Annotated in this window: 25 protein-coding genes; 16 read left to right on the plus strand and 9 right to left on the minus strand. The window is 66.9% G+C overall.

The features are described from left to right. The first annotated feature begins 30 nt into the window (after nucleotides 1–30). Nucleotides 31–738 carry a GntR family transcriptional regulator gene (locus AB0J62_RS21690; RefSeq protein ID WP_363873749.1) on the plus strand — a complete coding sequence of 236 codons (708 nt, stop codon included), beginning with the start codon at nucleotides 31–33 and terminating at the stop codon, nucleotides 736–738. On the opposite strand, the gene AB0J62_RS21695 is transcribed toward AB0J62_RS21690, so the two are convergent. Next, nucleotides 735–3,839 (minus strand): DUF3427 domain-containing protein, encoded by a 3,105-nt coding sequence (locus AB0J62_RS21695; protein WP_363873752.1) that lies wholly within the window; start codon nucleotides 3,837–3,839, stop codon nucleotides 735–737. The genes AB0J62_RS21690 and AB0J62_RS21695 overlap by 4 nt on opposite strands. Nucleotides 3,840–4,160: 321 nt before the next feature. On the opposite strand from AB0J62_RS21695, the gene AB0J62_RS21700 reads away from it, so the two are divergent. The 3 genes from AB0J62_RS21700 to AB0J62_RS21710 all read left to right on the plus strand — a co-directional run bounded on the left by AB0J62_RS21700 (nucleotide 4,161) and on the right by AB0J62_RS21710 (nucleotide 5,715). Next, on the plus strand, nucleotides 4,161–4,394 hold the full coding sequence (locus AB0J62_RS21700) for a hypothetical protein (RefSeq protein ID WP_363873755.1): 234 nt from the start codon (nucleotides 4,161–4,163) through the stop codon (nucleotides 4,392–4,394). Nucleotides 4,395–4,640: 246 nt separating this feature from the next. Continuing rightward, nucleotides 4,641–5,177, plus strand: coding sequence for a CYTH domain-containing protein (locus AB0J62_RS21705; RefSeq protein WP_363873758.1), 537 nt, complete (start codon nucleotides 4,641–4,643; stop codon nucleotides 5,175–5,177). Between the two features lie 394 nt (nucleotides 5,178–5,571). Beyond that, nucleotides 5,572–5,715, plus strand: coding sequence for a hypothetical protein (locus AB0J62_RS21710; RefSeq protein WP_363873761.1), 144 nt, complete (start codon nucleotides 5,572–5,574; stop codon nucleotides 5,713–5,715). 130 nt (nucleotides 5,716–5,845) lie between these two features. Here AB0J62_RS21710 and AB0J62_RS21715 read toward each other — a convergent pair whose 3' ends face one another. Then, nucleotides 5,846–6,196 carry a hypothetical protein gene (locus AB0J62_RS21715; RefSeq protein ID WP_363873764.1) on the minus strand — a complete coding sequence of 117 codons (351 nt, stop codon included), beginning with the start codon at nucleotides 6,194–6,196 and terminating at the stop codon, nucleotides 5,846–5,848. A gap of 17 nt (nucleotides 6,197–6,213) precedes the next feature. Then, the gene (locus AB0J62_RS21720) at nucleotides 6,214–6,438 is read right to left on the minus strand and encodes a hypothetical protein (RefSeq protein ID WP_363873767.1); all 225 of its coding nucleotides are present in this window, start codon (nucleotides 6,436–6,438) and stop codon (nucleotides 6,214–6,216) included. Between the two features lie 148 nt (nucleotides 6,439–6,586). Between AB0J62_RS21720 and AB0J62_RS21725 the strand changes: the two genes are divergently transcribed. The 3 genes from AB0J62_RS21725 to AB0J62_RS21735 all read left to right on the plus strand — a co-directional run bounded on the left by AB0J62_RS21725 (nucleotide 6,587) and on the right by AB0J62_RS21735 (nucleotide 10,335). Then, a complete protein-coding gene (locus AB0J62_RS21725; protein ID WP_363873770.1) occupies nucleotides 6,587–6,892 on the plus strand; it encodes a hypothetical protein in 306 nt (101 codons plus the stop codon). A gap of 356 nt (nucleotides 6,893–7,248) precedes the next feature. Next, nucleotides 7,249–7,605 carry a hypothetical protein gene (locus tag AB0J62_RS21730; RefSeq protein WP_363873773.1) on the plus strand — a complete coding sequence of 119 codons (357 nt, stop codon included), beginning with the start codon at nucleotides 7,249–7,251 and terminating at the stop codon, nucleotides 7,603–7,605. Nucleotides 7,606–7,608: 3 nt separating this feature from the next. Next, a complete protein-coding gene (locus AB0J62_RS21735) occupies nucleotides 7,609–10,335 on the plus strand; it encodes a caspase family protein (RefSeq protein ID WP_363873776.1) in 2,727 nt (908 codons plus the stop codon). A gap of 39 nt (nucleotides 10,336–10,374) precedes the next feature. Here the strand turns inward: AB0J62_RS21735 and AB0J62_RS21740 are convergent, their stop codons facing one another. Beyond that, entirely contained in the window at nucleotides 10,375–11,505 is a 1,131-nt protein-coding gene (locus AB0J62_RS21740) for an epoxide hydrolase family protein (protein WP_363873779.1), read from the minus strand. Between the two features lie 55 nt (nucleotides 11,506–11,560). Here AB0J62_RS21740 and AB0J62_RS21745 point away from each other — a divergent pair, with 55 nt between their 5' ends. Next, complete coding sequence (locus AB0J62_RS21745; RefSeq protein ID WP_363873782.1) at nucleotides 11,561–12,586, plus strand: WYL domain-containing protein; 1,026 nt, start codon at nucleotides 11,561–11,563, stop codon at nucleotides 12,584–12,586. Here AB0J62_RS21745 and AB0J62_RS21750 read toward each other — a convergent pair. Then, nucleotides 12,540–13,190: a response regulator transcription factor gene (locus tag AB0J62_RS21750; protein WP_363873785.1), complete on the minus strand. Its 651-nt coding sequence runs from the start codon at nucleotides 13,188–13,190 to the stop codon at nucleotides 12,540–12,542. The genes AB0J62_RS21745 and AB0J62_RS21750 overlap by 47 nt on opposite strands. Then, entirely contained in the window at nucleotides 13,187–15,316 is a 2,130-nt protein-coding gene (locus AB0J62_RS21755) for a histidine kinase (RefSeq protein WP_363873788.1), read from the minus strand. The genes AB0J62_RS21750 and AB0J62_RS21755 overlap by 4 nt, the downstream gene beginning before the upstream one ends. A 159-nt stretch (nucleotides 15,317–15,475) precedes the next feature. Between AB0J62_RS21755 and AB0J62_RS21760 the strand changes: the two genes are divergently transcribed. The 3 genes from AB0J62_RS21760 to AB0J62_RS21770 are packed head-to-tail and all read left to right on the plus strand — an operon-like array spanning nucleotide 15,476 to nucleotide 17,405. Continuing rightward, nucleotides 15,476–15,820, plus strand: coding sequence for a hypothetical protein (locus AB0J62_RS21760; RefSeq protein ID WP_363873791.1), 345 nt, complete (start codon nucleotides 15,476–15,478; stop codon nucleotides 15,818–15,820). Continuing rightward, the gene (locus AB0J62_RS21765; RefSeq protein ID WP_363873794.1) at nucleotides 15,817–16,518 is read left to right on the plus strand and encodes a hypothetical protein; all 702 of its coding nucleotides are present in this window, start codon (nucleotides 15,817–15,819) and stop codon (nucleotides 16,516–16,518) included. Before AB0J62_RS21760 ends, AB0J62_RS21765 begins: the two co-directional genes overlap by 4 nt. A 50-nt stretch (nucleotides 16,519–16,568) precedes the next feature. Continuing rightward, entirely contained in the window at nucleotides 16,569–17,405 is an 837-nt protein-coding gene (locus AB0J62_RS21770) for a methyltransferase domain-containing protein (RefSeq protein WP_363873797.1), read from the plus strand. Between the two features lie 3 nt (nucleotides 17,406–17,408). Here the strand turns inward: AB0J62_RS21770 and AB0J62_RS21775 are convergent, their stop codons facing one another. Continuing rightward, nucleotides 17,409–18,308, minus strand: a complete 900-nt coding sequence (locus AB0J62_RS21775) for a DMT family transporter (protein ID WP_363873800.1) — start codon at nucleotides 18,306–18,308, stop codon at nucleotides 17,409–17,411. A 78-nt stretch (nucleotides 18,309–18,386) separates the two neighbouring features. Here AB0J62_RS21775 and AB0J62_RS21780 point away from each other — a divergent pair, with 78 nt between their 5' ends. Then, entirely contained in the window at nucleotides 18,387–19,301 is a 915-nt protein-coding gene (locus AB0J62_RS21780) for a LysR family transcriptional regulator (protein WP_363873803.1), read from the plus strand. On the opposite strand, the gene AB0J62_RS21785 is transcribed toward AB0J62_RS21780, so the two are convergent. Next, complete coding sequence (locus tag AB0J62_RS21785; RefSeq protein ID WP_363873806.1) at nucleotides 19,276–20,070, minus strand: TIM barrel protein; 795 nt, start codon at nucleotides 20,068–20,070, stop codon at nucleotides 19,276–19,278. The two genes, AB0J62_RS21780 and AB0J62_RS21785, sit on opposite strands and share 26 nt — an antisense overlap. Nucleotides 20,071–20,130: 60 nt before the next feature. Here AB0J62_RS21785 and AB0J62_RS21790 point away from each other — a divergent pair, with 60 nt between their 5' ends. From AB0J62_RS21790 to AB0J62_RS21805, 4 genes are read left to right on the plus strand one after another with little or no spacing between them, the layout of a single operon-like run. Next, nucleotides 20,131–22,173: an alpha-amylase family protein gene (locus tag AB0J62_RS21790; protein ID WP_363873810.1), complete on the plus strand. Its 2,043-nt coding sequence runs from the start codon at nucleotides 20,131–20,133 to the stop codon at nucleotides 22,171–22,173. Then, nucleotides 22,170–23,018: a 2-hydroxy-3-oxopropionate reductase gene (locus AB0J62_RS21795; protein WP_363873813.1), complete on the plus strand. Its 849-nt coding sequence runs from the start codon at nucleotides 22,170–22,172 to the stop codon at nucleotides 23,016–23,018. The genes AB0J62_RS21790 and AB0J62_RS21795 overlap by 4 nt, the downstream gene beginning before the upstream one ends. A 19-nt stretch (nucleotides 23,019–23,037) precedes the next feature. Further along, nucleotides 23,038–23,952 carry a D-2-hydroxyacid dehydrogenase gene (locus AB0J62_RS21800; protein ID WP_363873816.1) on the plus strand — a complete coding sequence of 305 codons (915 nt, stop codon included), beginning with the start codon at nucleotides 23,038–23,040 and terminating at the stop codon, nucleotides 23,950–23,952. Nucleotides 23,953–23,960: 8 nt separating this feature from the next. Then, a complete protein-coding gene (locus AB0J62_RS21805; RefSeq protein ID WP_363873819.1) occupies nucleotides 23,961–24,632 on the plus strand; it encodes a GntR family transcriptional regulator in 672 nt (223 codons plus the stop codon). Here the strand turns inward: AB0J62_RS21805 and AB0J62_RS21810 are convergent. Further along, entirely contained in the window at nucleotides 24,617–25,168 is a 552-nt protein-coding gene (locus AB0J62_RS21810) for a dihydrofolate reductase family protein (RefSeq protein WP_363873822.1), read from the minus strand. The genes AB0J62_RS21805 and AB0J62_RS21810 overlap by 16 nt on opposite strands. Nucleotides 25,169–25,238 lie beyond the last annotated feature (70 nt).

Here is a 25,238-nt window from a genome sequence, read left to right on the forward strand (position 1 = left end):
TTGACTCGCGAAACTGGTATAGTAATGGCCGTGACCGAGCCCGCCGTTGAGCGCGTCAAGAAACGGATCCGCGAGGGGATCGTCCGCGGGAAGTACCCGAGCGGCAGCCGCCTGCCGAGCGAACGTCAGTTCGCCCTGGAGACCGGGCTCAGCCGGATGACCGTCCGCGCCGGCTTCCAGGCCGCCTCCGACGACGGCCTCATCGCCCCATCACCCCAACGCGGCTGGTACGTCCGCGACCTGGTCCTGCGCGAACCCCCGAGCCGGCTCCAGTCCTTCACCGAAATGGCCCACGAACTCGGCTTCCGCCCCACCTCGGAGATCCTCGACCACCGAGAACGTCCCGCCACCCTCGACGAGGCCCACCGCCTCCACCTCGCCCCCACCGCCCCCGTAACAGCCATCCGCCGCCTCCGCGGCATGGACGGCCGCCCCGTCACCGTCGAAGACCTGGTCATCCCCGTCGCGGTCGCCCCCTGGCTGACTGGAGTTGACCTCACCGACATGTCCCTCTATGAACTCTTCTCATCCCACGGCATCGAGTTCGCCTACTCCCGCTACACAGTCCAAGCCCAGAACGCCACCGAAACCCTCGCCACCCTCCTCAACCTCCCACCCGCCGCCGCCATCCTGGTAGCCACCGAAATCGCCTACACCCAAGACACCACCCCCCTCCTCTCCGGCACCAACCACTACAGAGGCGACGCCTACCAATTCACCGCCGACCTAACCCGCTAAGCAACAACAGACGCTGCCTGGAAGACCTCTGTCGGCATGGGGTGAGTTAGGTGCCAGGTGATGGCTATGGGGCGGCTGCCGGTGTGGGAGGTGTAGGTGGCTGGGCCTAGGAAGAGGTACGGGGCGGTGCCTAGGTCGGTCAGTTTGTGTTGGCGGGCGAAGATCAGAATGTTTGTGTCTAGGTCGCGATGGTTGAGGTAGCGCTGACCTGTGGGGGAGTCCACGGAGGTGTTGCTCTGGGACTCCCAGTGGAAAAGGGTCGGGCTGATCGCGTAGTCCCGGTACATCGTCGTCGGCGAGTAATCCGCTTCCGATTTGGTGAGGGTGACGAGGAAGGCATCGACGTTCCGCTCCGGCGAGTAGACGACGCCGGACTGGAACGTGCTGGGCCGCCGCTGAAGGTTGGCGTAGTCGAGCGCGGCCAGGATTTCCTCGCGTTGATACTGGGCATGCACGCGGAGCGGGAGATCGCTGAGCCGGTTGGCGAGACGGTGCGTGCGGTGCCTTGCGTGGTCCATCGCGAAGTCGGTGACCTCGAGCAGTTCGTCGCGCACGGCCCGCTCCTGACGGAGCGCGCTGAGACCGTCGGCGTACGACGAGAAGCCTCCGCCGTTTGGCCAGAGTGAGAAGAACAGCATGCGGGCGTAGGTGCGGTGGCTCGGCGACAGTTCGTCGTACGTCGGGCCGTCGTCTTGGAGGAGTCGTCGATAGGTCTGAAGTCGCTCGGGGTCGTCCACGTGTGCGAGAGCGCGTACGCGTCGCAGGAGGCCAGATTCGTGGGCGGATCCCTGGCGTGTTGGCAGTCTGGCGTCACGGCGCAGAGCTGTCCAGCTCCGGCCGGTCCGCAGTACGTCGCTCAGGTCGGCGCCCGATTCGTCGAGGAAGGTCGGCAGGGTTTGTTCGCCCTGTGCCTTGAGTTCCCTCACCATGTCCTGCCAGCGTCCGGTGACCTGACCTCGGAGGTTTGAGAGCACTACTTCCTGCGCGACTTTGTCGAGGACGATCTGACAACCAGATGGAAGGAGCGGGAAGCCTTGTTCGACCTGTCGCTCTAGGCCTCGGCGGGTGTTGCCGGTGAGCGCTCGGAAGCGCAGGTCGAAGCGGAACTCCTTGCGTTGGTGTCCGACGAAGTCGAGTGCCGTGAGGACGGGCTTGCCGTCAGCTTGGCGCAGACCGCGGCCCAACTGCTGGAGGAAGACCGTTGGGCTCTCGGTGGGACGGAGAAAGAGGGCGGTGTTGACCTCGGGAAGATCGAGCCCTTCGTTGAACAGGTCGGCGGCGAAGAGCGCGTTGACACGGCGGTCCTTCAGATCACGCAGAGCCTGATCGCGCTCAGCACTCGGAGTCAGCCCGGAGACGGACCGCGCCGGGATGCCGGCATCGTTGAAGACTCTAGCCATGTAGTCGGCGTGAGCGATCGAAACACAGAAGCCGAGCGCTCTCATCGTGTGTACGTCGGAGAGCTTGTCCCGGACCTCGCGCAGGACGATGGCCGCGCGGCTGTCGTTGCCGGTGTACAGCTTCTCGAGTTCCTGCTCGTCGTATCGGCCGCGCTTCCACTGCAGATCTGTCAGCTGTGTGCCGTCCGCGATGCCGAAGTAGTGGAACGGGCAGAGAAGGTCGGCTGACAAAGCTTCCCAGAGTCGCAGCTCGACTGCTGTTCTGCCGCCGAAGTAGCTCAGCAGGTCGAAGCCGTCGGTCCGTTCGGGTGTCGCAGTCAGACCGAGCAGTTCGCGAGGTTGAAGGTGATTGAGAAGGCGTCGATAGGTCGGTGCAGCCGCGTGGTGAAACTCGTCAACGACCAGGATCTCGAAGGCGTCCGCCGGCGTCGTGGTGACGTCGTACGCGTGGAGGGCCTGCACCGACGCGAACACGTGTCGCCATCGCTCCGGACGCGTGCCTGAGTGGTATTCCTCGCCGAAGCTGGCGTCGGCAAGGACCTCGCGGTACGTGCGGAGTGACTGCTGCAGGATCTCTCGTCGGTGGGCGACGAACAGGAGCGAGGGCGCGGGCTCGCCACGCTGAAGCGCGGCGTCGCGCAGCCGCCGGTAGTCGAGGGCGGCGATGACCGTCTTGCCCGTACCAGTCGCGGCTACAACAAGGTTGCGGTGTCTGTCGTGGACCTCACGCTCGACCTCGATCTCCTCGAGCATCTCGGCTTGATACGGCCGGGGACGTACTTCGAGGCCTGCGAGTGAGATCGTGACGCGATCCGACGTCTTGCGGTTGCCAGCCTCCGCGAGCGCGTCGTCGAGGCGGTCGCGGTCGCGCGCCGGATCGTAGGACTCGAAGGTCGAGTCATTCCAGTAGGTATCGAACGTCGCGCCGAACTTCTTCAGCAGACCGGGCGTGCCAATCCGCGAGAGCCGAACATTCCACTCAACGCCATCGAGCAGAGCGGCGCGCGAGAGATTGGAAGATCCGACGTACGCCGTGTCAAAGCCAGTGTTTCGTCGAAACAGCCACGCCTTCGCGTGCAGACGCGTGCGCAGTACGTCGTACTGGATCTTGACCTCTGCGCCGAAGTCGTTCACGAGCCGGTCGAGGGCGGGACGATCGGTCGCGCCCAGGTAAGTGGTCGTGATGACGCGGAACGGGGCATTGCGAAGTCGCAGACGACGCAGCTCGGGCTCGAGCAAGCGGAGGCCGTACCACTTCACGAACGCACAGATCAGATCGACTTCATCAGATGTGTCGATCTCAGCGCGCAGTTCCGGCCCCAATGACGGTTCACCATGGGAGTTGGTGAGCAGGGCCGCGTCGGAGAGCGGAGTACTTGGACGCGTATCGCCGTACGTCGTGATGCCCGGTTGAGCGGGCGGCCGCAAGGCGTGCAACTGACGAGGGGTGCCATTGGGCAACCCATCGGCGTGCTCCGCCAGACGCTGGAGCAAGTCGTTGACTAGCGCAACCCGCTTCCCCTCATCTCGAGTGCTCCCGAGCACCCGCAGTACGGCGTCACTCACATGCCGGGCTAGAACCTCTGGTTGATCAGCCTCATCGACATCGTGAAGCACAGCAACCTGCCCGCCGGCTTCACCAGCCACGATCGCCTCGAGCAGCCCATTCGTGACGAGCGCGTCGTAAATCCCCGACTCCATCCAACAATCACCCCTTCAAGAGGAGCTTGCCAGAACCCACCGACAACCCACCGGCTTGAGACCGTCGTACGCGTGTCTTGTGGACAAGCCCCTGCCTATCGCTAGGCTGTTGGCCGATCGCTTCTCAGGCGTTCCAGGTGCTCCGTCGCTCTAGTTCGAGCTACTCGGCTGGTCATCGCCTCGTGATCTTCATAGCCCTCTGAGCGGGGCGCGGCCGCGTTAGTGCCGGTCCAGTTGGTTGTTCGTCGCCCCGATGCTGCCGTGTGTTGTCCGGCGGGGCGTGACGGACCTTCGAGCCACGTCCACCAAGTAGGGAGCAACATGACTGACCTGACACACGTCCGCACGAGGCGGGGAGCCGACCCGCACTTCGTGAACGTCGATCTGTACGACAACGAGATCGGCTACCTGGAGCTGAATTGCTATGGCGAGGTCGTTACGGCAGAGGTCCACGATCGCGGCAACGCCAAGCATCGCGGGATCATCGCCGAGGTTCATCGTCTTGTAGCGCCAGTCGGACTCGCGGCGGTGTCCTGCGCAGTGCCCCGCCGCTAAGCGATGTGACGCTGGAACCGCGGTAGGCGCGCAGTCGGTGCCTACCACGGCTTCAGTTGATCACGTGAGTGCGGCTCTATCGTGATCGGGACGGGTGCTTCCAGGTGGGCGTCTGCATCCAACGCATGGACTTGTGTCTGCCTGTGGAAGAGTTCGTGCGGAGCGATCTTCGCGCGGAAATTCTCTCGCTGCGGGAGACGGAATTGCGGAAGCTCGCGCTCAAGTATGGCGCCGAGGGAGAGTGATATGCCGATCGAGTTCGAGGCGAAAGTGTTGGATGTTGAGCCGAACGGGCTGGCGGACAAGATCCTGCTTGCCGGTGGGCGTCAGGTTGGGCACCGCATGTTCAGGCGGTACGTGTACGACATTCAGGCGGGCGACGAGTCACGATGGATTCGGTTGCGAGACAGCGGTACGGCGGTGACGCTGACCGTGAAGGAGATCGCGCACGACGGCATCGACGGAACCACGGAGACCGAGGTGGTGGTGGGGGACTTCGAGACGACGAACGAGTTGTTAGGACGGATGGGGTTCGTCGCGAAGTCGTACCAGGAGAATCGTCGGGCGAGCTTCGAGCTCCAGGGCGCTGAGTTGGAGATCGACTGGTGGCCATTGATCCCGCCGTACCTGGAGATTGAAGGACGGTCGCGAGAGCACGTGGTCGACGTCGGTAAGACCCTGGGGATCTCTGAAGACCGGCTGACGGGTGAGAACACAACGAAGGTGTACGCCCGCTATGGCATCGACCTGACCGCGATTCCCGACCTTCGCTTCCCCGAATGACTGGGGCCCTGGTTCGACTCAGCAACTGTTCACCTGCTCTGGGAAGGGCCTCGGTTGGGGGTTGGCGTTGAGCGGCGGGCGGGTGGTTCGTTGTTGTAGGTGGGGTGCTGGTTGGTGGGGCCAGGCCGTCCAAGGCCTTTAATGATTGGGCCAGGTCAGGGGGTAGGGCCATGCGGGGCGGGCCGATGAGGCGGTCGGGTTCTTTGCCGGGGCCGGTTATGGGGCGGACTGTCGGGAGGTGGTCGAGTTCGTCGAGGGCGACGCCTTTTGAGCGGCCGAGTCGGTTGGCCGTGACGTCGAAGATCTCGCCGTTCTTGCGGGGCGCGAAGGCGATGACCTGTCGCACCGGCAGGGACGATTCGGTCGGGCCTTCGAACTCCCGGTAGGTGACTCGGTGCGAAGGGCCCATCGGCCGACCGCGCCGGTTGAACTCCTCTACGACCGGGATCTTGATCTCGGCGCAGTCGCGGAGGTCTGGATGGTTGTCGGAACGGCCGAGACGCTCGCCGGCGAACTCGGCCTCCCGACCTTCGCGTAAGGCGCTCAAGGCGACGCGGACTGCTTCGAATTGCTGGCTGCTACACCGTTCGGGTCTGCCTGGGCGCGGGCGTGGAGCTCACGAAGCTCGTCCCGGAGGTCCGGATCGAGGATCAGGTGATACCTGGCCGTCATCGGGGTTTGGGCGGCTCGTTGTCGCTGTCGAGATTCCAACCGAACTCTGCTGCGAGGTCATCGGCCGAGACGTAGTCCTCGGCGCGGTTCGTCGCCAGGCGTCGCTGAGTAACCTCGCGAATCTCCGTGGCCTGCTCCGCGTCCTCGGCCAGCTGCTCGAGCTGCTCCCATCGGTCGAACGGGACGACGACACCTTCCGGCTGACCGTCGTCGCCGAAGATCAGCGGCTCGGTCCGCCCCGCACGGAACCGCTGCAACATCCGAGGCAGGTTGTACGCCGCGGTCGCCGTGTCGATCACATTGACGCGGTCACCGTTCGGCCGATCCTGCGGTGTCTCCGTCGACATCTGAGCTCCTTCGCTGGCTACCTTTCCAGCCTAGACGAGTCAACTGCGCGCTCGTTGTACTTATCCCCAGGGTTGAGGGATTGCCAGAGGGTGTAGGGGATTAGGACGGCTTCTGGTTTGGTGGTGCCGAAGATTAGGGGGTCTTGGTAGCCGAGGTGGAAGCGGGTGAGCATGTGGGGGAGGAGTTCGGCGGCGGTGGAGGGGGTGATCAGGCAGATGGGCTCGGTTTCGGTGGGGTTCATGGGGACCCTTTCGGTGGGGTTCTCAGCAGAATAGGAGTTGAGGGCTGGTCGGCGGGGGAGTTATCCACAGGGGGCCGGGGGCAACTGATGGGAGTGGTGGATGGGTGAGCCGCGGTGGGTTGAGGTTCGGGTCGTGGGGGATGCGGGGATGGATGAGGGGCGGTGTGCGAAGGCTGTCCGGCAGTTGCGGAAGGAACTGGCGGGGGAAGGGATGCCTACGCAGGATGTGAAGGAGCCGTCGGCTCGCGATGACGGGTCGACCGCGATCGCGGTGGCGTTGGTGGGGGCGAGTGGGGTGCCGACGTTGGTCGCCGTACTGCGGGATTGGATCCAGCGGCGGAAGAGTCCGGGGAAGGTTGTGGTGACGCTGGGGGACGACTCGATCGAGTTGGAGCGACCGACGTACGACGAGCGGGCCGCGTTGTTCGAGGAGTTCCTGAACCGGCCGCGCTAGTCACGCGTATGAGGCGTTGTCGGAGGAATCCGGCGGGCGTAGCGTCACTGGGTGGGGGAGGGGTTTGTGGTGCGCCATTCGGTGCGGCGATGCAGGATTCGGGGAGGCCTTGGGCGGCGGGGTGTTCGTTGCGGTTTCGGGGGTACGCGGCGGAATCGGTGGGAGCGCCGGCGGGTCTAGGTCGAGCCCGGCCAGGAAGCTCTGCCCAGACGTCCCTCCAGAAGGGTGGAGCCCAAAGGAGCCCGGAGTGCGTGAGCACTCCGGGCTCTCTGCGTTGCGTCGGCAAATGGCTACCGACCGTTGCGGAATCACACCCGGACCCGGGATCATGAGTCGCGATTGCTGGGAGGGGTTCTGTGGGGGTTTGGGTGCAGGTCGGGCTGGTGGACGACGATCCGGAGTTTGCCGATCGGGGGATACGGCAGTTGCGGCGGGAGTTGGGTGAGTTCGACACCCGCGACGTACGGACGGCTGCTCCCGAGGGCAGCAAGGGCGATGCCGCCGTCGTGGGTCAGGTTGCGATCGCGTTGGGCGGCGCCGGCGGGATGGTGTCGGTGCTGGTCACGATTCTCAAGGACTGGCTGGTACGGCGGAGCCCGCAGCAGCGCGTGACGTTGACGATCGGCGCGGACTCGATCGAGGTGGACGCGGCGACGACCGAGGAGAAGGAACGGTTGATCGAGGCGTTCCTGCGCAAGCACGAAGCGAGCTGAACCGTGGGGCGTCGACGGGCGTTGCTGGTGGCGACATACGAGTATGAGGACGCCGGGCTGCGCCGACTCACGACGCCGGCGCAGGACGCGGAGGCGCTGGCCGACGTACTCGAAGATCCTGCGATCGCGGGATTCGAGGTGCAGGTGCTGATCAACGAACCGACGAGTCGCGTGGGCGAGGCGATCGGTGAGTTCTACGCATCGGCCGAGCGTGACGATCTGACCCTGCTGTACTTCAGCGGTCACGGTCTGAAGGACGACAACGGCCGGCTCTACCTAGCGATGAAGAACACCAAACGTGAGCGGTTGCGGTTCAGCGCTCTGCCGGCGCACATGATCGATGAGGCCGTCGAGGACAGCTCGGCCCGGCAGAAGATCCTGATTCTGGACTGTTGCTACGCGGGCGCGTACACCGTCGAACGGTACGCGAAGTCCGACGCAGCGATACATACGAAAGCCGAACTCGGTGGTCGCGGCCGGATCGTGCTGACAGCCACGGACTCGAGGCAGTACGCGTTCGAAGGCAGTGAGATCCACGGCGAGGCGGCGCAGTCCGTGTTCACGCGTCACGTGGTGGCGGGTCTGCGCAGCGGTGCAGCCGATCTGGATGCCGACGGCGACATCACCGCGGATGAGCTGTATCGCTACGTGTACGACGCGGTGGTCGCCGAGCAGCCGAGCCAGCGGCCCAAGCAGTTCGCCGACGTCGAGGGCCGGACCGTCATCGCCGCCAACGTGGGGTGGACGCTGCCGGCGCGGATCACCGCGAACCTGGACAGTCCTCTGCAGCCGTTACGGGAGGCAGGCCTCCAGGAGCTAGGACAGTTGCTGCAGGCAAGCAACGAGCACGTGCGGCAAACGGCGAGAGCGAAGCTGGAGCAGCTGACGAACGACGACAGCCGGACGATCTCCACCACGGCACAGGCCTACCTCGACGCACCGCCGCAGCCCAAACCGCAGCCGGTCGCATCAGCGTCGCCTCAGCCACGACCGCGGGCAACCGGACCGACCTTCGGCAACGCCGCACGGGCGACCGTACGCCGATGGCGCGATCGTCTCGGTCTGCCGACGATCGACCTTCCGATCTTCCTGTTGACGGTAGCGGCCGCGGGACTGGCGATCGCGTCCGCGGCGCTGGACGCGACGTGGTACTCGATCGCCGTTGCCACGGTCCTCGGCGTAGCGGTGGTCGCGCAGTTGAGGCTCCGCGAGGCGGGGCCGGTATTCGTGGCGGGCCTGTCGGTGCCGGGGCTGGTGAGTGCTGTACTGCTGACGACTTGGCTGACGGACCTGCTCCCCGCGCCCCTGAAGGTCGGCCCCGGGTGGCTGGTTGCTGCGGCCCATCTGGCCTGGCTAGCTGCGGGTGTCCTGAGTTTCGTCAGATGGCGCCCGGCGATGGCCCGTCCCAACGGACGGCTATTACTCCTGGGCGTCGCAGCGGCGATCCTCATCCTCGTCCTGGTGGTCGACCAGTACCGCCACGGACCACACCTCCTCGGCCCGACCACCCTCGACCGGCTGCTCCCGGCCCTCCTCGGCATCCTCGGTGCCGAGCTGGCACTTGCTGGTCCACTGCTCAACTTCGGACGTCCGTTCATTGCCGGCTGGGTGGTCGGCGGGTTCGTCGTCTGGATCGGTCTCTTCCACAAGCCTGACGGCTTCAGCCTGCCTGCGCTCGGCCTGCTCGCCGTCTGGTTGCTGCTCGGCATCGTCGCCGTCATCCGGCCGGCAAGCACCAGCCTGCCGACAGCACGCTGGTTCATGGCGGCAACGTTGCTCGCTCCCGCCGTACTCGGTGGGGTCGCGATCGCCGTCGTACCGGCCGCCGCCAAGGCGCCGACCGTGATCGGTCTCGCCGTCAGCCCCGACAACCAGTTCCTGTACGCCGCCGACATCAGCAACGGGCGGATCATCAAGCTGAGTACGACGACCCGTGAGCAAGTCGGCGATGCGCTCCGCGTCGGCGTCCAACCGAGCCGGCTCGTCCTCTCGCCCGACGGGGCGAAGCTGTATGTCTCGAACCTCGAGTCCGGAACGATCTCGGTGATCGACGTCGCCGCGTGGAAGGTGGTCGGTCAACCCATCCCGGTCGCGCCTGCCTCCACCGAGCTGACGTTGAGCACGGCGGCCCACCGCCTCTACGTGCTCAGCAAAGCGTCTCAGACGATCACCGAGGTCGACACCGACACGATGCAGACGGTCGGCGGTCCGATTGCCAGCGGACCGGACCCGGTGGATATCGCGGTCGACGAGAAGGGCGAACGCCTGTACGTCGCGGGCGGGTCGGACAGCGTCGCGGTGATCGACACGAAGACCCGTCAGGCTGCGCAGGCCCCGATCATGCTCGATTCCGAACCGCGTGATCTCGCGCCGGGGCGGGACGGAATGCTGTACGCGATCGGCGTTGCGAAGTACGCCGTCATCAACACGAATGTGGACACCACCCGGCCGACGCCGCAGCCGTTGCCGGACGGGTCACGGACGGCGGCCTCGGACGGCAAGAAGCTCTACGTCCTCGGGACCGAGGGGGGCCACGACGTGGTCCGGATCGTTGACCTCAGCAACCACCAGGTGGTCGGGTCACTCAGCGACGACCTGGGTGCGGCGATCGACCTGGCCGTCAGCGAGGACGGCCAGCGGATCTACCTCAGCAACTTCTTCCAGGACGGAATTCTCATGCTCGACACCGTCGGGCCGAAGGTGGTCGGCAAGATCGAGCTGAAAGGCTGAGAAGGCCGGCCCGCGATCTGCGAGCCGGCCCTCAAACGATCAGAGGCTGCGGAAGAACTTCCGTAGGTCGGCGGTTACGTCGTTCGGGCATTCGAGGGAGGCGAAGTGGCCGCCCTTCTCGAAGGTGGACCAGTGGACGATGTTGGTGTTGTCGCGGTCGGCCAGCGGGCGGATCGTCTTGAAGTCGTCCGCGAACACGGCGACGCCGGTCGGCGCGTGGTTGAGCTGCGGCTCGGCGCCGGAGTTCGCTTCCTCGTAGTGGTAGCGGCCGGCCGCGGCCGAGCTGTTCGTGAACCAGTACAGCGAGACTTCGGTCAGGATCTGGTCGCGGCTGACCAGGCTGGTGCCGTTGCCGAAGTTGTTGAAGAGTTCGTTCCAGGCCAGCTGGCCGACGGGTGAGTCGGAGATGCCGACGGCAACGGTCTGCGGACGGGTCGAGTTGATCGCGTTGTACCCGCCGACCGACTGGAACCACTTCAGGTGTTCGAGCGCCGCGTAGTCCTCCGGCGTGAACTTCTCGAACTCGGCCGGGTCGCCCGACGGGAACGAGAACAGCTGCAGGACGTGCAGGCCGAGGAAACCTTCAGGGTTCAGTACGCCGAGTTCGCGCGAGATCATCGCGCCGCCGTCGGACCCGTGCGCGCCGTACGACTCGTAGCCGAGCCGTCGCATCAGCGTGTCGTAGGTCCTCGCCACCCGCGCCATCGTCCAGCCCCGCTCGACCAGGGGCGTACTGAAGGCGAAGCCCGGCATCGACGGGACCACCACGGAGAAGGCGTCCTCGTCCGAGCCGCCGTACGCCGCGGGGTCGGTCAGCGGGCCGATCATGTCGAGGAAGTCGACGAACGAGCCGGGGTAGGTGTGCAGCAGGAGCAGCGGCGTCGCGCCCTCGACGGCGGACGGCACGTGGATGAAGTGGATGGTCTGACCGTCGATCTCGGTGAGGTAGTGCGGGAACTCGTTCATCCGCGCTTCCTGCTCGCGCCAGTCGAACGTGTTCTGCCAGCGGTCGACCATCTCGCGGAGGTAGTGGTTCGGGGTGCCGAGGTCCCAGTCGTCGCCGGGAGCGGGCTCGGGCAGCCGGGTCCGCGCGAGACGGGCCTGCAGATCGTCCAGGTCGGCGTGGTCGATCTTGACGGTGAAGGACTGGATGCTCTCGTTTGTGCTCATGGGTTTACCGTAGAATCCGTATAGGAACATTAGATTCCTAATTGGGAGATTGATTGTGCTCGAGACTTCGCAGCGGCTGCTGTCCTTGCTGGCGTTGCTGCAGACGAAGCCGGCCTGGACCGGCACGGAGCTGGCCGAGCGGCTCGAGGTGACGACGCGGACGATCCGCAACGACATCGACCGGCTCCGCGAACTCGGGTACCCGGTCGATGCGACCCGCGGCCCGGCCGGGCACTACCAGCTCGGTGTCGGCGCGAAGCTCCCGCCGCTGCTGCTCGACGACGAGGAGGCGGTCGCGGTCGCGGTCGGACTGCGCACCGGCGCCGGCGTGATGGGGATGGCGGAGTGCAGCACTCGCGCGCTGACCAAACTTGAGCAGGTCCTCCCGCATCGTCTCCAGCGCCAGGTCACCGCGATCCACCGGGCGATGGAGAAGGGGCCCGACAACACCGGGTCGAACGTGGCCGATCCCGAGATCGATCCCGCCGTACTCGCGACGATCGCAGCCTGCATCCGCGACGAGCACTACCTGCGGTTCGACTACGCCGTCGCGCCGGGCAGCCCGACCCGCGGGGCAGGATCCGGCGTCGTACAGGACTTGCCGATTCTCGTCGAGCCCTACCGTCTCGTGAGCTGGCAGCGCTACTGGTACCTCGTCGCGCGGGACGAACAGTCAACGTGGCGGACGTATCGCGTCGACTGGATAACGTTGCGGATGGCAACGGGTCGCAAGTACCAGCCGCGCCCCATCGCCGACGAGGACTACACCGACTTCGTACTGCGCGACGTCGCAACCACCGGCTGGAAGGTCCACGCCCGCATCATCGTCGACGCCCCCGCCCAGGAAGTCCTGTCCCGCATCCACGCCGCCGTCGGCATCGTCGAATCCATCGACGACAACACGTGCGTCCTCGTCACCGGCGCAGACTCCCTCGAAATCGTTGCCGTCTATATCGGCATGCTAGGCCTCGACTTCCACGTCGACGGCCCACCAGAACTCCTCACCCACCTCCAAACCATCGGCAACCGCTACCTCAACGCGATTCCTCGGTCCCCAGCCCTGCGTTCCTCGCCTGGATGATGGCGGTGGAGCGGTCGGCGATGCCTAGTTTGGTGAAGATGGTGGAGACGTTGTTGGCGACGGTTTTGGAGGCCAGGTTCAGGCGGTCGGCGATGGCGGGGTTGGAGAGGCCGGCGGCGATCAGGTCGAGGATCTGACGTTCCCGGGTGGTGAGTTCGGGGAACGGGTCGTCGGCGGGCGGTGGGGCGGAGAAGAAGGTGAGGACGCGGCGGGCGACGCCGGGGCCGAAGATGGCTTCGCCGGCGGCGACGGCGCGGATGGCTCGAGCGATCTCTTCCTGTTCGGCACCTTTGACTAGGTAGCCGCGGGCGCCGGCGCGCATGGCGGCGAAGACCGAGTCGTCGTCCTCGAACATGGTGAGGACGAGTACGGCGGTGTCCGGCGCTGATCGTGCTAGCTCGCGGGTGGCGGCGAAGCCGTCGAGGTCGGGCATTTGGAGGTCGAGTACGGCGACATCAGGGCGGCTCGTGATGACCTCGCGGACCGCCTCGCGGCCGGTGGACGCGACGCCGACGACCTCGATGCCGGGGAGCGACGTCAGGAGTGCTGCCAGGCCGGCTCGGACCACCGGATGATCGTCGGCCAGCACGACGCGGATGGTCATCGCGGCTCCAGCGGGGAGGTCGTCGGGGCAGTCGGAGCCTCGGGCATCTCGCGCCTTTCTCGGCGGGAGACCGGCGTCGTCGTGGCTGTCGTCGTGGCTGGTGTCGTGGCTGGTGTCGTGGCTGGTGTCGTGGCTGGTGTCGTGGCTGTTGTCGTGGCGAGGGGGAAACAAGCGCGGACCATGCCGCCGGTCGGTGTGGGGCCGGCCTTGAAGGTGCCGCCGAGTTCGGCGGCGCGTTCGCGCATTGCCTGCAGGCCGACGCCGGGGCGCCAGGCACCGTTCGGTGGGCCGTCGTCGGTCACCTCGATCTCGAGGTCGCTGCCGCAGCGGAGCGCGAGTACGGCGGACGTCGCGCGCGAGTGGCGTACGACGTTCGTGAGCGCTTCGGTGGCGATGCGGTACGCCGCGACCTCGAGCGCAGCCGGCAACGTCGGCAACCCGTTGGCGGAGACCGCGACCTGAATCGAGGCGCCGTCCGCACGGAACGACAACTGATCGGCCCGTTGCCGCAACGCCCCAACCAGACCGAGCTCATCCAACGCAGGCGGCCGCAGATCGTCCACAAGCCGACGGATGTCGCCGATCGCAGTCCGGATATCAGCACGCAACCTCGTCAAAAGCTCAACAGCCTGCGAAGCATCGGCGGAGGTGTTGGGGGTTATGAGGTTGGCTACGGCGTCGGCGGAGAAGGCTATGCCGGTGAGGGTGGGGCCTAGGCCGTCGTGGAGGTCGCGGCGGAGGCGGCGGCGTTCTTCTTCGCGGGCGGAGATCAGCTTCTCGCGGGAGGACTGGAGTTCGGCGGACAGCCGGGTCGCGTGCACGGCAACAGCGAGTGGTACGGCGACCAGCCCGAGCACGCTGCGGTCCGCCGACGACAGCCCGGACTCACCCGATCGCACGCCGATATCGAGCGATCCGACAACCTCCCCGCCGTACGAAAGGTCCAGCGGTACGACGGCTCCCCGCGTGCCGTCGACGGCGATCACCTCGCCGTCGACGATCAACGCGGCGTACGGAAGACGTAGCGCGGAGCGGATGGCGGCGACGACACCGGGGAGCCCGGCCGACAACTGCTCGCCGACGCGTGACGCGACCCGCGCGGGGTCGTGCCGATCGCCGTACAGCGCTCGATCGACGAGCTGCTGCAGACGGGGCAGAACCGGTGCGATGATCAGCGCGACGAAGACCGTGACCGCCGCGGACCGCCCGACCTGCGACGCGATCAGCGAGTCGAGTAGCGCCACCAGCACCGCGTAGATGCCGATGGCACCCAACGACAGAAGTCCCCAGGTCAGCGCCCGCGAGATCACCAACCGGATGTCGAGCAACTGGTAGCGAACGATCGCCACCGCCACCGAGATCGGGATCAGCGGAATCGCCAGCAGCACAAGGATCGGCGTACCCGCGACCAAGGCCCACGGCGTCACGAACAAGATCGCGATCACCGATGCCAGCAGCAACCACAAGAGTTGCCGTCGGCCCTTTTCGTCGGCACGCCGATAGCGGATCGTCAGGCAGACGATCGCCAGCAGGATCGCGACCAGGTTGCGGAGTTCGGTCGCCGTCCACAGTGGTTGCAGCGCGTCGTACGACGGGATCGCGAGGTAACCGTGCGGAAGGCCGGGGGAGACGGGATCACCGCTGCCGACCATCTCCAGCACGAAGAGCGGGGCGGTCACCACCACACCGATGGCCGCCCACCGCCAGCGCGGCGACAGGAGACGGCCGGTCGGGAAGAGCAGGAGCGCCAACGGCAGGAAGAGCCCGATCGACCAGGGCCACGCGGCGATCGAGATCGTGACGAGCACGCGCTGCGCGGCGACCGAGGCGCCGGTGTCGGCAAGGTACTGCGCGAACGCACCTCCGAGCGGCGTCGTCGCGTGGCCGATCCCGTCCGCGAGGAAGAGCCAGCCGATCGGGTTGGACGGCCGGTGCCACGCGATGACGGCGCCGCAGAGACCGAACGTCAAGGCCATCAGGCCGTTAGTCACCATGAACGAGTCGACCAGCTCGTGCCAGCCCCAGCCGATCGCGAGAAGGTAGCCGACGGCGACCGCGACCTCGGCGACCACGAAGCCGGCAAGCAGGCCGACGAGACCCCTTCGGCTCGCTGCGGTGGTGGTCATACCCGAAGTGTGCGCCCAAAGGGTTCCCGGCGTCTCGGGATCGGAATCCCGGCCGGAGCGGGGAACCGCCTGAGCCGCAGGGAGCGCACGCCCAGGCCTGACCCCCACACGGCAAGCGACGGTTGGGCAGTCGGAAACACCTGATGAGGGGGTATTGAGATGAACAAGTTCGGGTTGGTTCTGCTCGGACTGCTCGGCCTGGCAGATCTTGCCACGCCGTTGACGACGGACGGTGATCACCCGCCGATGAGCATCGCGATCGGTTCGGCCGTGATCGGGCTGCTCAGCCTGGTGCTGGTAGTGCTCGCGTGGCGCGGCAAGCGATGGGCGCTCGCTCCGCTGATCACCCTGCGCATTGCGTCCGCGCTGCTGGCGGTGCCGGCCTTCTTCGCATCCGACGTACCCACCGCAGCGGTTGTCGCGGCCGGTGTCGGAGTCGCAGCGACGATCGTCGGCGTGGTTGCGGTGCTGCTGCCACGCCGTGAGCTGGCAGGTGCGCGATGACGCAAACCCCGATGACGCACGCAGCGACGCCGACGACGCACGCGGACATCCGCCCGCTGTGGCGATGGACGGCCGCCCTGATCCTTCCGATCGGGCCGGCAGCGGTGGCGTTGCTGCGGTACTTCCTGCCCTACAACACGACCGACGACGTTCCGACCATCGTCAACAAGATCGTCGGCAACCTCGACCGCAGTTCGTTCGTCCTGTGGCTCGGCTACATCGCGTTCCTGACACTCGTACCCGGCGTGTACTTCGTCGGCCGGCTGACGCGCCGCAGTACGCCGTGGCTTACCGCGGCGGCGGTGGTCCTGATGATCGCGGGGTACCTGTCCCTGCCGTGGACCGCGGCGAGCGACGTGTTCACCTGGTCCGCGGGTACGGCGGGACTCGACCCGGCGTCGATCGCGAAGGCCGCCGACGTCACGCACGGCTCGATGAGCGTGGCCGGCTTCGTCTTCGTGATCGGTCACGTGCTCGGCACGATCCTGCTCGGCATCGCGATGTGGCGCTCCCACGTCGGGCCGCGCTGGGCCGCGATCGCCGTGCTCGTCTCGCAACCGATCCATTTCGTGGCGGCCGTCATCGTGAGCAGTCACACGCTCGACCTGATCGGCTGGGGTCTGGAGGCCGCCGGATTCGCCGCGGTGGGGTGGGCGATTCTCCGGATGCGCAACGACGAATGGCAGCCGCTGCCATGAAACCGGCCCCGGCCGGCGCTACGCTCGGCCTACTGAAGGGGGAGATCAGTATGACCGATACCGAAGTGCCGGGCGGGGCGGGGTTCGTCACCGAGCGCGGCAGTTTCCGGGCCGCGCACGTGGCCGACCAGAACATCGACCGGCAGGCGTTCGTCCTGGACCAGATGGCGGGCCGGCCCGCAGTACGCACGTTGAAAGCCTGGGCACTCGACCAGCTCGCGCCGACCGCGGGGGAGACGGCGGTCGACGTCGGCTCGGGGACCGGCGAGGATGTGGTCGCGCTCCACGAGCTGGGCGCCAGAGCAATCGGGGTGGAGCCGAGTCCCGGTCTGCGAGCCGAAGCGCTGCGCCGGGCGGCCGGCGCGGACGTCGAGTACGTCGACGGTCACGCCGAGGCGCTGCCCTTCGAGGACGAGTCGGTCGACGTACTGCGCTCGGAGCGAGTCCTGCAACACGTCGACGATCCCGCCGCGGTCGTGAAAGAGATGGCGCGCGTACTGCGGCCTGGCGGCCGGATCGTGCTCATCGACACCGACTGGGGTACGGCGATCATCCACCCGGCGGATCCCGACGTACTGCAGCGGATGGTCGGCTACTTCCTCCACGAGACTGCTAACCCGTACTCCGGCCGCCAACTGCGCGGCCTACTCGCCGAGGCGGGCCTCGAGATCACCGGGGAGACCGCCGCGACGTGGCTCGAGCCGCAGGAAGGCGCCCGGCAAGGGTTCGTCGGCATGATGCATCAGACCTCGTTGCAGGCCGGCGTGATCACGGCCGAAGAGGCCGAAGCCTTCGCACGAACTCTCGGCGAAGCAGCCGATCGCGGCGCGTTCCACATGTCACTGACGATGTACGCCGTGAGCGCGATCAAGCCCCGCGCTGTCTGAAGCTCATACCGTCAAGTCCGCAGTCACTTCCGGTGAAGTCCGCGAAAGCAACGACCGCGGTCGCCACTGCACGATGAGTACGGCGGAGAGCACCAACGCGCCGCCGATCCATTGGGTAGCACTGAGCTGTTCCCCGAACACCACAGCCGCCGCAGCAACCGTCACCACCGGCTCGAAGATCGACAGGATCGATGCGACCGACGGACCGACCCGCGCCATCCCCGCGAAGAACAACAGGATCGCCGCGACCGTGCTGATCAACGCCACCGCCGCCAGCCACAGCCAGCCGACGGGGGCGAAGTTCAACTCGATGCCCCGGAAGAGCCCGAGAACAAGAAAGGTGCCGAAGGCCCCTGTGCACACCAGCGCAGTCAACGCCAGCGGCGGTACGTCGGCCGTCAGCGAATCGCCGACCAGGATGTACCCGGTGTAGACGATTGGCGCACCCAACGCCAGCAGCACACCCAGCAGGTCGAACTGCCCGGAGAGCGCTCCGCTCAGCACCAGCCCGATCCCGATCAGCGCGATCGCCAACGCCCACACGCGCCGGCGGGATGCCTGCTCCCGACGCAGCGCGATCGCCGCGACCATGACCAGGATCGGATACAGGTACAGGATCAGCGCGACCAGCGACGCATCGAGGCGGGCGAGCGCCGAGAAGTACAGACCGGACTGCGCTGCATAGCCGAACACACCCATGCCGAATCCGGTCAGCACAGCCCGTCGCGGCAGATTGCGCAGTGAACCGCGGGCGAGCGCAACGATCAGCAGCAGCCCGCCCGCGAGGCCGAACCGGACCAGCAACAGCGCATCGACGGATACGCCCGCGTCGTACGCGAGCTTGCCGAACACGGCCACGACTCCGAAGGCGGCGGCGGAAAGAAGACAGAAGAGGCGTCCCACGACATCGATGGTCCGACCAGTAGACCGTTCACGTCCATCGCGGCTTCACGGACAGCATCGTGAAGCTAAGCTGAACGGATGATGGATCTGCACCGGCTGCGTCTGCTGCGCGAGGTCCACGGTCGCGGCACGATTCACGGCGCGGCCCGCGCGCTCGGGTACTCGCCCAGCGCGATCTCCCAACAGTTGGCCGTCCTGGAGCGCGAGGCCGGTACGCCGCTGCTTGAACGGGTCGGCCGCAATGTGAGGCTCACCGCCGCGGGCCAGGTCCTGGTCCGGCACGCGACCACGCTGCTCGATGGCGTCGAGGCGGCCGAGGCCGAGTTGGCCGCAGTCGCCGCGGGTCGAGTCGCCGGGGTCGTTCGGATCGGGGCGTTCCAGTCCGCCTTCATCCGCATCGTCGCGCCGGCGATCCGCAGCCTCGCCTCCGCCTACCCGGACATCCGCGTCGAGGCCGCCGAGCTCGAGGTCGAACAGGCCGCGCCAGCGCTTCGGTTGCAGCAACTGGACGTGATGGTCGGCGACGAGTACGACGGCCAGCCGCGCGCAGTACATACGGATCTCCAGCGCGAGCACCTGCTCCGCGAACACATCCGCGTCGTCCTCCCCGAAGACCATCCGTCGGCTGCGGCTGAGCGGGTCCCGATCGCTGAGCTCGCCGACCTGCCGTGGGCGGCTTGCCAACCAGGAACCGGTCATCGCGAGATGCACGTCCGCGTGTGCCGGGAGCTCGGCGGGTTCGAGCCCGATCTGCGCTACAGCTCCGACGACTTCCTGATCCTGCTCGAACTCGTCCGTACGACGGGTGCCGGCGCACTGCTCCCGGATCTGGTGATCGGCCAGGGCGCGCCAGGTGTCGCCGTACGGCTCCCAGCCGAAGGAACTGTCGGACGAGCGGTCTTCCTGCTGACCCGGCGTACCAGAACGCCTGCCGTAGCAGCGGTTGTGGATGCGTTGACGCAGGCAGCTAGTCGAGCCACGCCAGACTTGTGAGGGTGTCCGTCGTCGGCTTGTACTCGCAGGCCGCGACGCCCTGATAGCCGGCCGCCTTCAACACATCGAGCGTCGCAGCGATCGGTAGCGATCCGGATCCGGGCTCGCCCCGCCCGGGACTGTCGGCGAGCTGGACGTGAGCGACGGGCACCGAGGCCGCCGTGGCGAGCAGATCGACGCCGTTGCTGCCGAGGTGGAAGGTGTCGAACAGCATCGACAGATTGTCGACATCCTGCACTGCGGCAATCACTTGAAGTACGTCGTCCGCGGTGAGCAGCGGGTAGCGGCCGTTCAGACCCTCGGCCAGCGGCTCGATCAACACCGTCCCGCCCACAGCGCCGACAGCCGCGGCCGCGGAACGGATCGCATCCAAAGCCGTCTTCGCCTGCTCGTCCGGGGACCAGCGGTCGTCGAGCTGGCCGTAGAGCAGGTTGAACAACCGGCATCCGGTCCGTTCGGCGATGCCGACCATCGCCGAAACGTTGGCCGCGAGCTGGTCCTGCCGATCCGGATGGGACGCGACCCCACGCTCGCCGCCCGCGAGGTCCCCGCCGTAGAAATTCAACGCACCCAGCGAGACACCGCTCGTGGAAACGGTCCGCACGAAGTCATCGAGCTCGGCCGCCGACGGATCGGGTACGGCAAACGGCCACCACGACTCCACGACCCGAAAGCCGGCCGCTGCTGCCGCGGCGAACCGCTCCGGGTACGGCAGCTCGGTGAACAGCATCGATACGTTCGCGCTCAGCTCGTGCCCGCGATACTCCATGTCTCGCAGGCTAACATCAGCACTTGCCAGTCGTGCATTCTTGTCTAACAATTTCATCCTATGGATCCTTGGCCTCGGACCGCGACCCGCTGGGCCCAGATCACGCTGGCCGAGGACGATCCAGCCCACTTCGACGCTGACTTCTGGCTGCGCCTGATGCGCGACAGCAAGTCGAACGCGACCTGTATCAGCGCCGGCGGCTACATCGCCTACTACCCGACGCAGCTCGAGTACCACTACCGCAGCAAGTACCTCGGCGACACCGACCCGTTCGGCACGCTCGTCGACGGCGCCCGCGGTCTCGGCATGACCGTCATGGGTCGTGTCGACCCGCACGCGATCCACGCCGACGCGGCCGAGGCCCACCCCGAATGGCTCGCCAGGGACCGGGCCGGCAACCCGATCGAGCATTGGGCGTACCCGGGTGTCTGGCTGACGTGCGCGTTCACGCCGTACCACCGGGAATTCCTTACCGAGGTGATCCGCGAGATCGTCCGCGAGTACGACGTGGACGCGGTCTTCGCGAATCGCTGGGAGGGGTCCGCCGGGATCTCGTACAGCGAGGGCGCACGCAAGTCGTTCCGCGACGAGTGCGGTCTCGAGTTGCCGCTCGAGGAGCATGGCGACGGCTGGCCGGAGTACGTCGCGTGGCGGCATCGGCGGCTGGGGGAACTGGTCGGGATCTGGGACAAGGCCGTTCGGGATCTCCGGCCGCACGCGCGGTTCGTGCCCAACCTGGGCGCGCTCGCGGCGCGTGACCTGGCCCGCGATCTGGTCGAACCGGTCTCGCCGCTGTTCATCGTCGACAAACAGGGCCGGCACGGGATCGAGGCGCCGTGGGCCGCCGGCCGGTGCGGCAAGCGCAACCGCGGCGTGTACCCGGACCGGCCGGTGCAGCTGATCACCTCGGTCGGCCCGGAACACAAGTACCGGTGGAAGGACTCGGTCGCCCCCACCGAGGAGACGAAGACCTGGATCGTCGACGGGTTCGCGCAGGGTGCCCTGCCGTGGTTCACGAAATTCAACGCGACGATCCAGGATCAGCGCTGGGTCCAGCCGGTTGTCGAGGCGTTCAACCTGCATGCGACGGTCGAACCAGTCCTGCGTGATCTGCGGATCACCGCCGAGGTCGCGTTGCTCGACGCAAGCCGGATCGGTCAATTGCGGGCCGGGGACAACGATCACGAGGACGGCTTCTACCAGGCGCTGGTCGAGGCACGGATCCCGTTCGAGTTCGTCTCCGACCAGGTCATGACGCTGGAGCGACTGCGTGCCTTCAAGGTCGTCGTACTTGCGAATGCCGAGCAGTTGAGCGACGAGCAGTGCGCGATCCTGCGTGCGTACGTCGAGGGTGGCGGGTCGCTCGTGGCGGCGTACCAGAGCTCGTTGTACGACGAGCACGGGGCGGCTCGCTCCGACTTCGGGCTCGGCGACGTCCTCACTGTGCGGCTGGCCGGCAAGAGCCGGCCGGTGCAGAACAACTACATCGCGCTGATGGAGGCGCACCCGCTGAACGCCGGGTTCCAGGGTGCGAAGCGAATCATTGGCGGGACCCACATCATCGGCGTCGAGTCGGACGCGGTGGCGCCGTTCCGGTTCATCCCGGACTTCCCGGATCTGCCGATGGAGGAGGTCTATCAGCGAGAGGCGCCCGACAAGCCCGCGGTGGTCTGCACGGAGAACGCTGCCGGTGGACGGACGGTGTACTTCGCGTTCAACCTCGGCGCGCTGTTCTGGGAGGCGCTGCAGTCCGACCACGGGCGGCTGATCGCGAACGCCGTCTCGTGGGCGCTCGGGAAGACGCCGGACGTGAGTGTCGAGGGCGCAGGATTGGTAGATGTTGCCGTCTACAAGGGTGACGCCGGCGCGGCCGTTGCCCTCGTCAACCTTACGAACCCGATGGCGATGCGTGGACCGATCCGGGAGACCTTGCCGTTGCCGCCGCAGACCGTGTCGATCGCCGTACCCACGGATCAGGTGAAGGTCCGGCTGCTGGTGGCCGGGACGGACGTGGAGCCGAACGTGGTCGGCGGCCGGGTGGAAGTCGTGATCCCGACCGCGGGACTGCTCGAAGTCGTGCACGTGGATTGGAGTGAGGTATGAGGATCGGGTTCATCGGCCTCGGCGTCATGGGTCGTCCGATGGTCGACAATTTGATTGCTGCGGGCCACGAGCTGTCGGTGTACCGCGGGCGGACCGACGTCGACGCGTTCGTTTGCGGTTCGGCGAAGGAGGTGGCCGAGCGGTCCGAGGTCGTGATCCTGATGGTGCCCGACACCCCTGATGTCGAGTCTGTCCTGTTCGCGCCGGCCGGTGTCGCCGAGGGGCTGCACCCGGGTTCGCTGGTGATCGACATGAGTTCGATCTCGCCGACCGCGACGATCGGCTTCGCGCAGCTGATCGAGAAGCTCGGCTGCGCGTACCTCGACGCGCCGGTGTCGGGTGGCGAACTCGGCGCCCGGGACGGGACGCTGACGATCATGGTCGGCGGGCGGCCCGAGGTGTTCAAGCGGGCGCGGCCGATCTTCGACGTACTCGGGAAGAACATCACGTTGATCGGCGGTCCCGGCGCGGGGCAGACCGCGAAGGTCGCGAACCAGATCATCGTTGGGCTGACCATCGAAGCGGTGGCCGAGGGCCTGCTGTTCGCGGAACGGGCGGGCGCGGATCCGGCCGTCGTCCGCCAGGCGCTGATGGGCGGCTTCGCGAGTTCGCGGATCCTCGAGGTGCACGGTGAGCGGATGGTCGAGGAGACTTTCGAGCCCGGGTTCCGGATCCGCCTGCACCGCAAGGATCTCGGCCTGGCGATCCAGGCCGCGGCGGAGCTCGATCTCGCCCTGCCTAATACTGCTATGACGCAACAGTTGATGAACGCCGCGGTCGCGAACGGCGACGGCGAGCTGGACCACTCCGCGCTGTACCGGACGTTGCGCTGGGACCATCCGTGATGACGACGGGACTCACCTCATGATCGTTGTTGTTGGCAAGGAATCACCGACGTACGTCGAAGCGGCCGCGGGCACTCGGCTGCGGTTCGTCGACTCGCTCGACGATGCGGCCGACGTGTTCGGCGAGATGGAGGCGGTGGTCGGGCACGTGTCGCCGGACGTGCTGGCGAAGGCGCCGAAGCTGCGCTGGGTGCACAGCCCGTCGGCCGGTGTGGACTCCGATCTCACCCCGGAGATGCGGTCCTCGCCGGTCGTCCTGACGTCGAGCGCCGGGAACGGCGGGATCCCGCTGGCCGAGCACTCGATGTTGCTGATGCTCATGCTGAGCCGCGACGTACCCCGGTGGATGCGGGCGCAGGCCGAGCATCGCTGGGACCACTACCGGCACGCTGAACTCGCCGGGCGGACCGTCGGCATCTACGGCCTCGGCAACTCGGGCATCGATCTAGCGCAGAAGGCGAAGGCGTTCCACATGCGGACGCTCGGCGTACGACGGCGCCCGAACCAGCCGTCGCCGCACGTCGACGAGCTGTGCGATCTCGACCGGTTGCTGGCCGAGTCCGACTTCGTGGTCGTGACGGTGCCGCGGACCCCGGCGACCGCCGGGGTGTTCGACCGCGATGCGTTCGCGCGGATGAAGCGGTCGGCGTACTTCATCTGCATCTCGCGCGGCGGGATCGCGGACGACGACGCGCTGCTGGACGCTCTGCGGACAGGGCAGATCGCGGGTGCCGGCCTGGATGCGCACGGCGTGGAGCCGTTGCCGCCGGAGAGCCCCTTCTGGTCATTGCCGAACGTCGTCGTCACGCCGCACAACGGCGCCACCAGCGACGGCAATCTCCGTCGCTCGCGCGAGATCGTTGCCGACAACATCCGCCGGTTCGTCGCCGGCGATCCGTTGCACAATGTAGTCGACAAGATCCACGGTTATTGAGGGGTGTCGTGAGTAGCGGAGCGCATCTGGAGCTCGGGCCGTCGTCGCTGACCGACGCACTCTACGAGTCGATCCGCAAGCGCATCGTGAACGGTGAGATCCCGCAGGGGGAGAAGCTGACGGAGGTCCGGCTGGCCACGGAGTACAACGTGGCCCGGCCGACCGCGAAGGCAGCACTCGAGCGGCTCACCGCGGTCGGGCTGCTGCGACGTACGGCGCACAAGACTGCGGTCGTTCCGGTGCTCGACGAGGCCGAGATCCGCGACCTGTTCTTCAGCCGGATCACGATCGAGAAGGCCGCGGTGTCCGCGCTCGCCGCGACCGGCGAGGTGCCGGCCGACGCGGCGCGAGCTCAGGTCGCGATCGAGTACGCCGCCCGCGACCGTCTGTTCGAGAACCAGGTCGACGCGGACATCACGTTCCACACCGCGCTCGTCGCCGCGGTCGGGAGCCGGCGCTTGTCGCGGATGCACGAGCTGATCATCGGCGAGGTCCACCTGTCGATGGGCCAGTACAAGGCCCACCGGAAGGTCGATCCCTCGACGGTCGCCTCGGAGCACGCCGCCGTACTGGAAGCCATTGCGGCCGGTGACCCCGCCGCTGCCGCCGACCACCTGGCACACCACCTCGAACAGGCCGAGGCACGCCTTCTCAGCACGCTGCCTCAGACGAGGTCGTGACGCAGCAGCACAGTGCGGTTGTCGAACGAGCGGGTCTCCGCGAGGCGGAGGTTGCGGCGCTCGGTGGGCTGGTAGACGGGCTTGCCGCCGCCGAGGATCACCGGGTGCACGATCACGTGGTACTCGTCGACCAGCCCTAGCTCGGTCAGAGCCGCGGCCACGCTCGCGCTGCCGGTCAGCAGAATGTCCTTGCCCGGCTCCTCCTTGATCGCCCTGATCTCCTCGGCCGACCGCACGATCCGGGTGTCCCAGTCCGCGCTCTCCAGCGTCGTCGACAGCACGACCTTCGGCGTACTGCGCCAGACCGGTGCGAACTGGATCGCGTGCTCGTCCGGGTTCATCGACTCGGCGTTCGGCCAGTACGACGACATCATGTTCCAGACCGTCCGTCCGTACAGGAACAGGTCGGCGCGCTCGGTCAGACCCATCGAATAGTCGCCAAGTTCTGGACCGAGCTGCGCCCAGTCGAACTCGCCGTTCGGGCCCTCGATGAAGCCGTCGAGCGACTGGTGCACGTAGTACATGATCTTCCGCATGATGTCCTCCAAGTGATGGTTTACCCGCTGGTCGGAGCCGACCGGCCACCTTTGACATGGCTTTGACATG

Origin of the sequence: Kribbella sp. NPDC049584, assembly GCF_040675555.1 — a bacterium.
Taxonomy (GTDB): domain Bacteria; phylum Actinomycetota; class Actinomycetes; order Propionibacteriales; family Kribbellaceae; genus Kribbella.

Bases quoted from the DNA above. Each gene is read 5' to 3' on its own strand.
- AB0J62_RS21695 (WP_363873752.1), bottom strand. From the start codon at position 3,839: ATGGAGTCGGGGATTTACGACGCGCTCGTCACGAATGGGCTGCTCGAG.
- AB0J62_RS21700 (WP_363873755.1), top strand. From the start codon at position 4,161: ATGACTGACCTGACACACGTCCGCACGAGGCGGGGAGCCGACCCGCAC.
- AB0J62_RS21705 (WP_363873758.1), top strand. From the start codon at position 4,641: ATGCCGATCGAGTTCGAGGCGAAAGTGTTGGATGTTGAGCCGAACGGG.
- AB0J62_RS21715 (WP_363873764.1), bottom strand. From the start codon at position 6,196: ATGTCGACGGAGACACCGCAGGATCGGCCGAACGGTGACCGCGTCAAT.
- AB0J62_RS21720 (WP_363873767.1), bottom strand. From the start codon at position 6,438: ATGAACCCCACCGAAACCGAGCCCATCTGCCTGATCACCCCCTCCACC.
- AB0J62_RS21725 (WP_363873770.1), top strand. From the start codon at position 6,587: ATGGATGAGGGGCGGTGTGCGAAGGCTGTCCGGCAGTTGCGGAAGGAA.
- AB0J62_RS21740 (WP_363873779.1), bottom strand. From the start codon at position 11,505: ATGAGCACAAACGAGAGCATCCAGTCCTTCACCGTCAAGATCGACCAC.
- AB0J62_RS21750 (WP_363873785.1), bottom strand. From the start codon at position 13,190: ATGACCATCCGCGTCGTGCTGGCCGACGATCATCCGGTGGTCCGAGCC.
- AB0J62_RS21755 (WP_363873788.1), bottom strand. From the start codon at position 15,316: ATGACCACCACCGCAGCGAGCCGAAGGGGTCTCGTCGGCCTGCTTGCC.
- AB0J62_RS21760 (WP_363873791.1), top strand. From the start codon at position 15,476: ATGAACAAGTTCGGGTTGGTTCTGCTCGGACTGCTCGGCCTGGCAGAT.
- AB0J62_RS21765 (WP_363873794.1), top strand. From the start codon at position 15,817: ATGACGCAAACCCCGATGACGCACGCAGCGACGCCGACGACGCACGCG.
- AB0J62_RS21770 (WP_363873797.1), top strand. From the start codon at position 16,569: ATGACCGATACCGAAGTGCCGGGCGGGGCGGGGTTCGTCACCGAGCGC.
- AB0J62_RS21780 (WP_363873803.1), top strand. From the start codon at position 18,387: ATGATGGATCTGCACCGGCTGCGTCTGCTGCGCGAGGTCCACGGTCGC.
- AB0J62_RS21785 (WP_363873806.1), bottom strand. From the start codon at position 20,070: ATGGAGTATCGCGGGCACGAGCTGAGCGCGAACGTATCGATGCTGTTC.
- AB0J62_RS21790 (WP_363873810.1), top strand. From the start codon at position 20,131: ATGGATCCTTGGCCTCGGACCGCGACCCGCTGGGCCCAGATCACGCTG.
- AB0J62_RS21795 (WP_363873813.1), top strand. From the start codon at position 22,170: ATGAGGATCGGGTTCATCGGCCTCGGCGTCATGGGTCGTCCGATGGTC.
- AB0J62_RS21800 (WP_363873816.1), top strand. From the start codon at position 23,038: ATGATCGTTGTTGTTGGCAAGGAATCACCGACGTACGTCGAAGCGGCC.
- AB0J62_RS21810 (WP_363873822.1), bottom strand. From the start codon at position 25,168: ATGCGGAAGATCATGTACTACGTGCACCAGTCGCTCGACGGCTTCATC.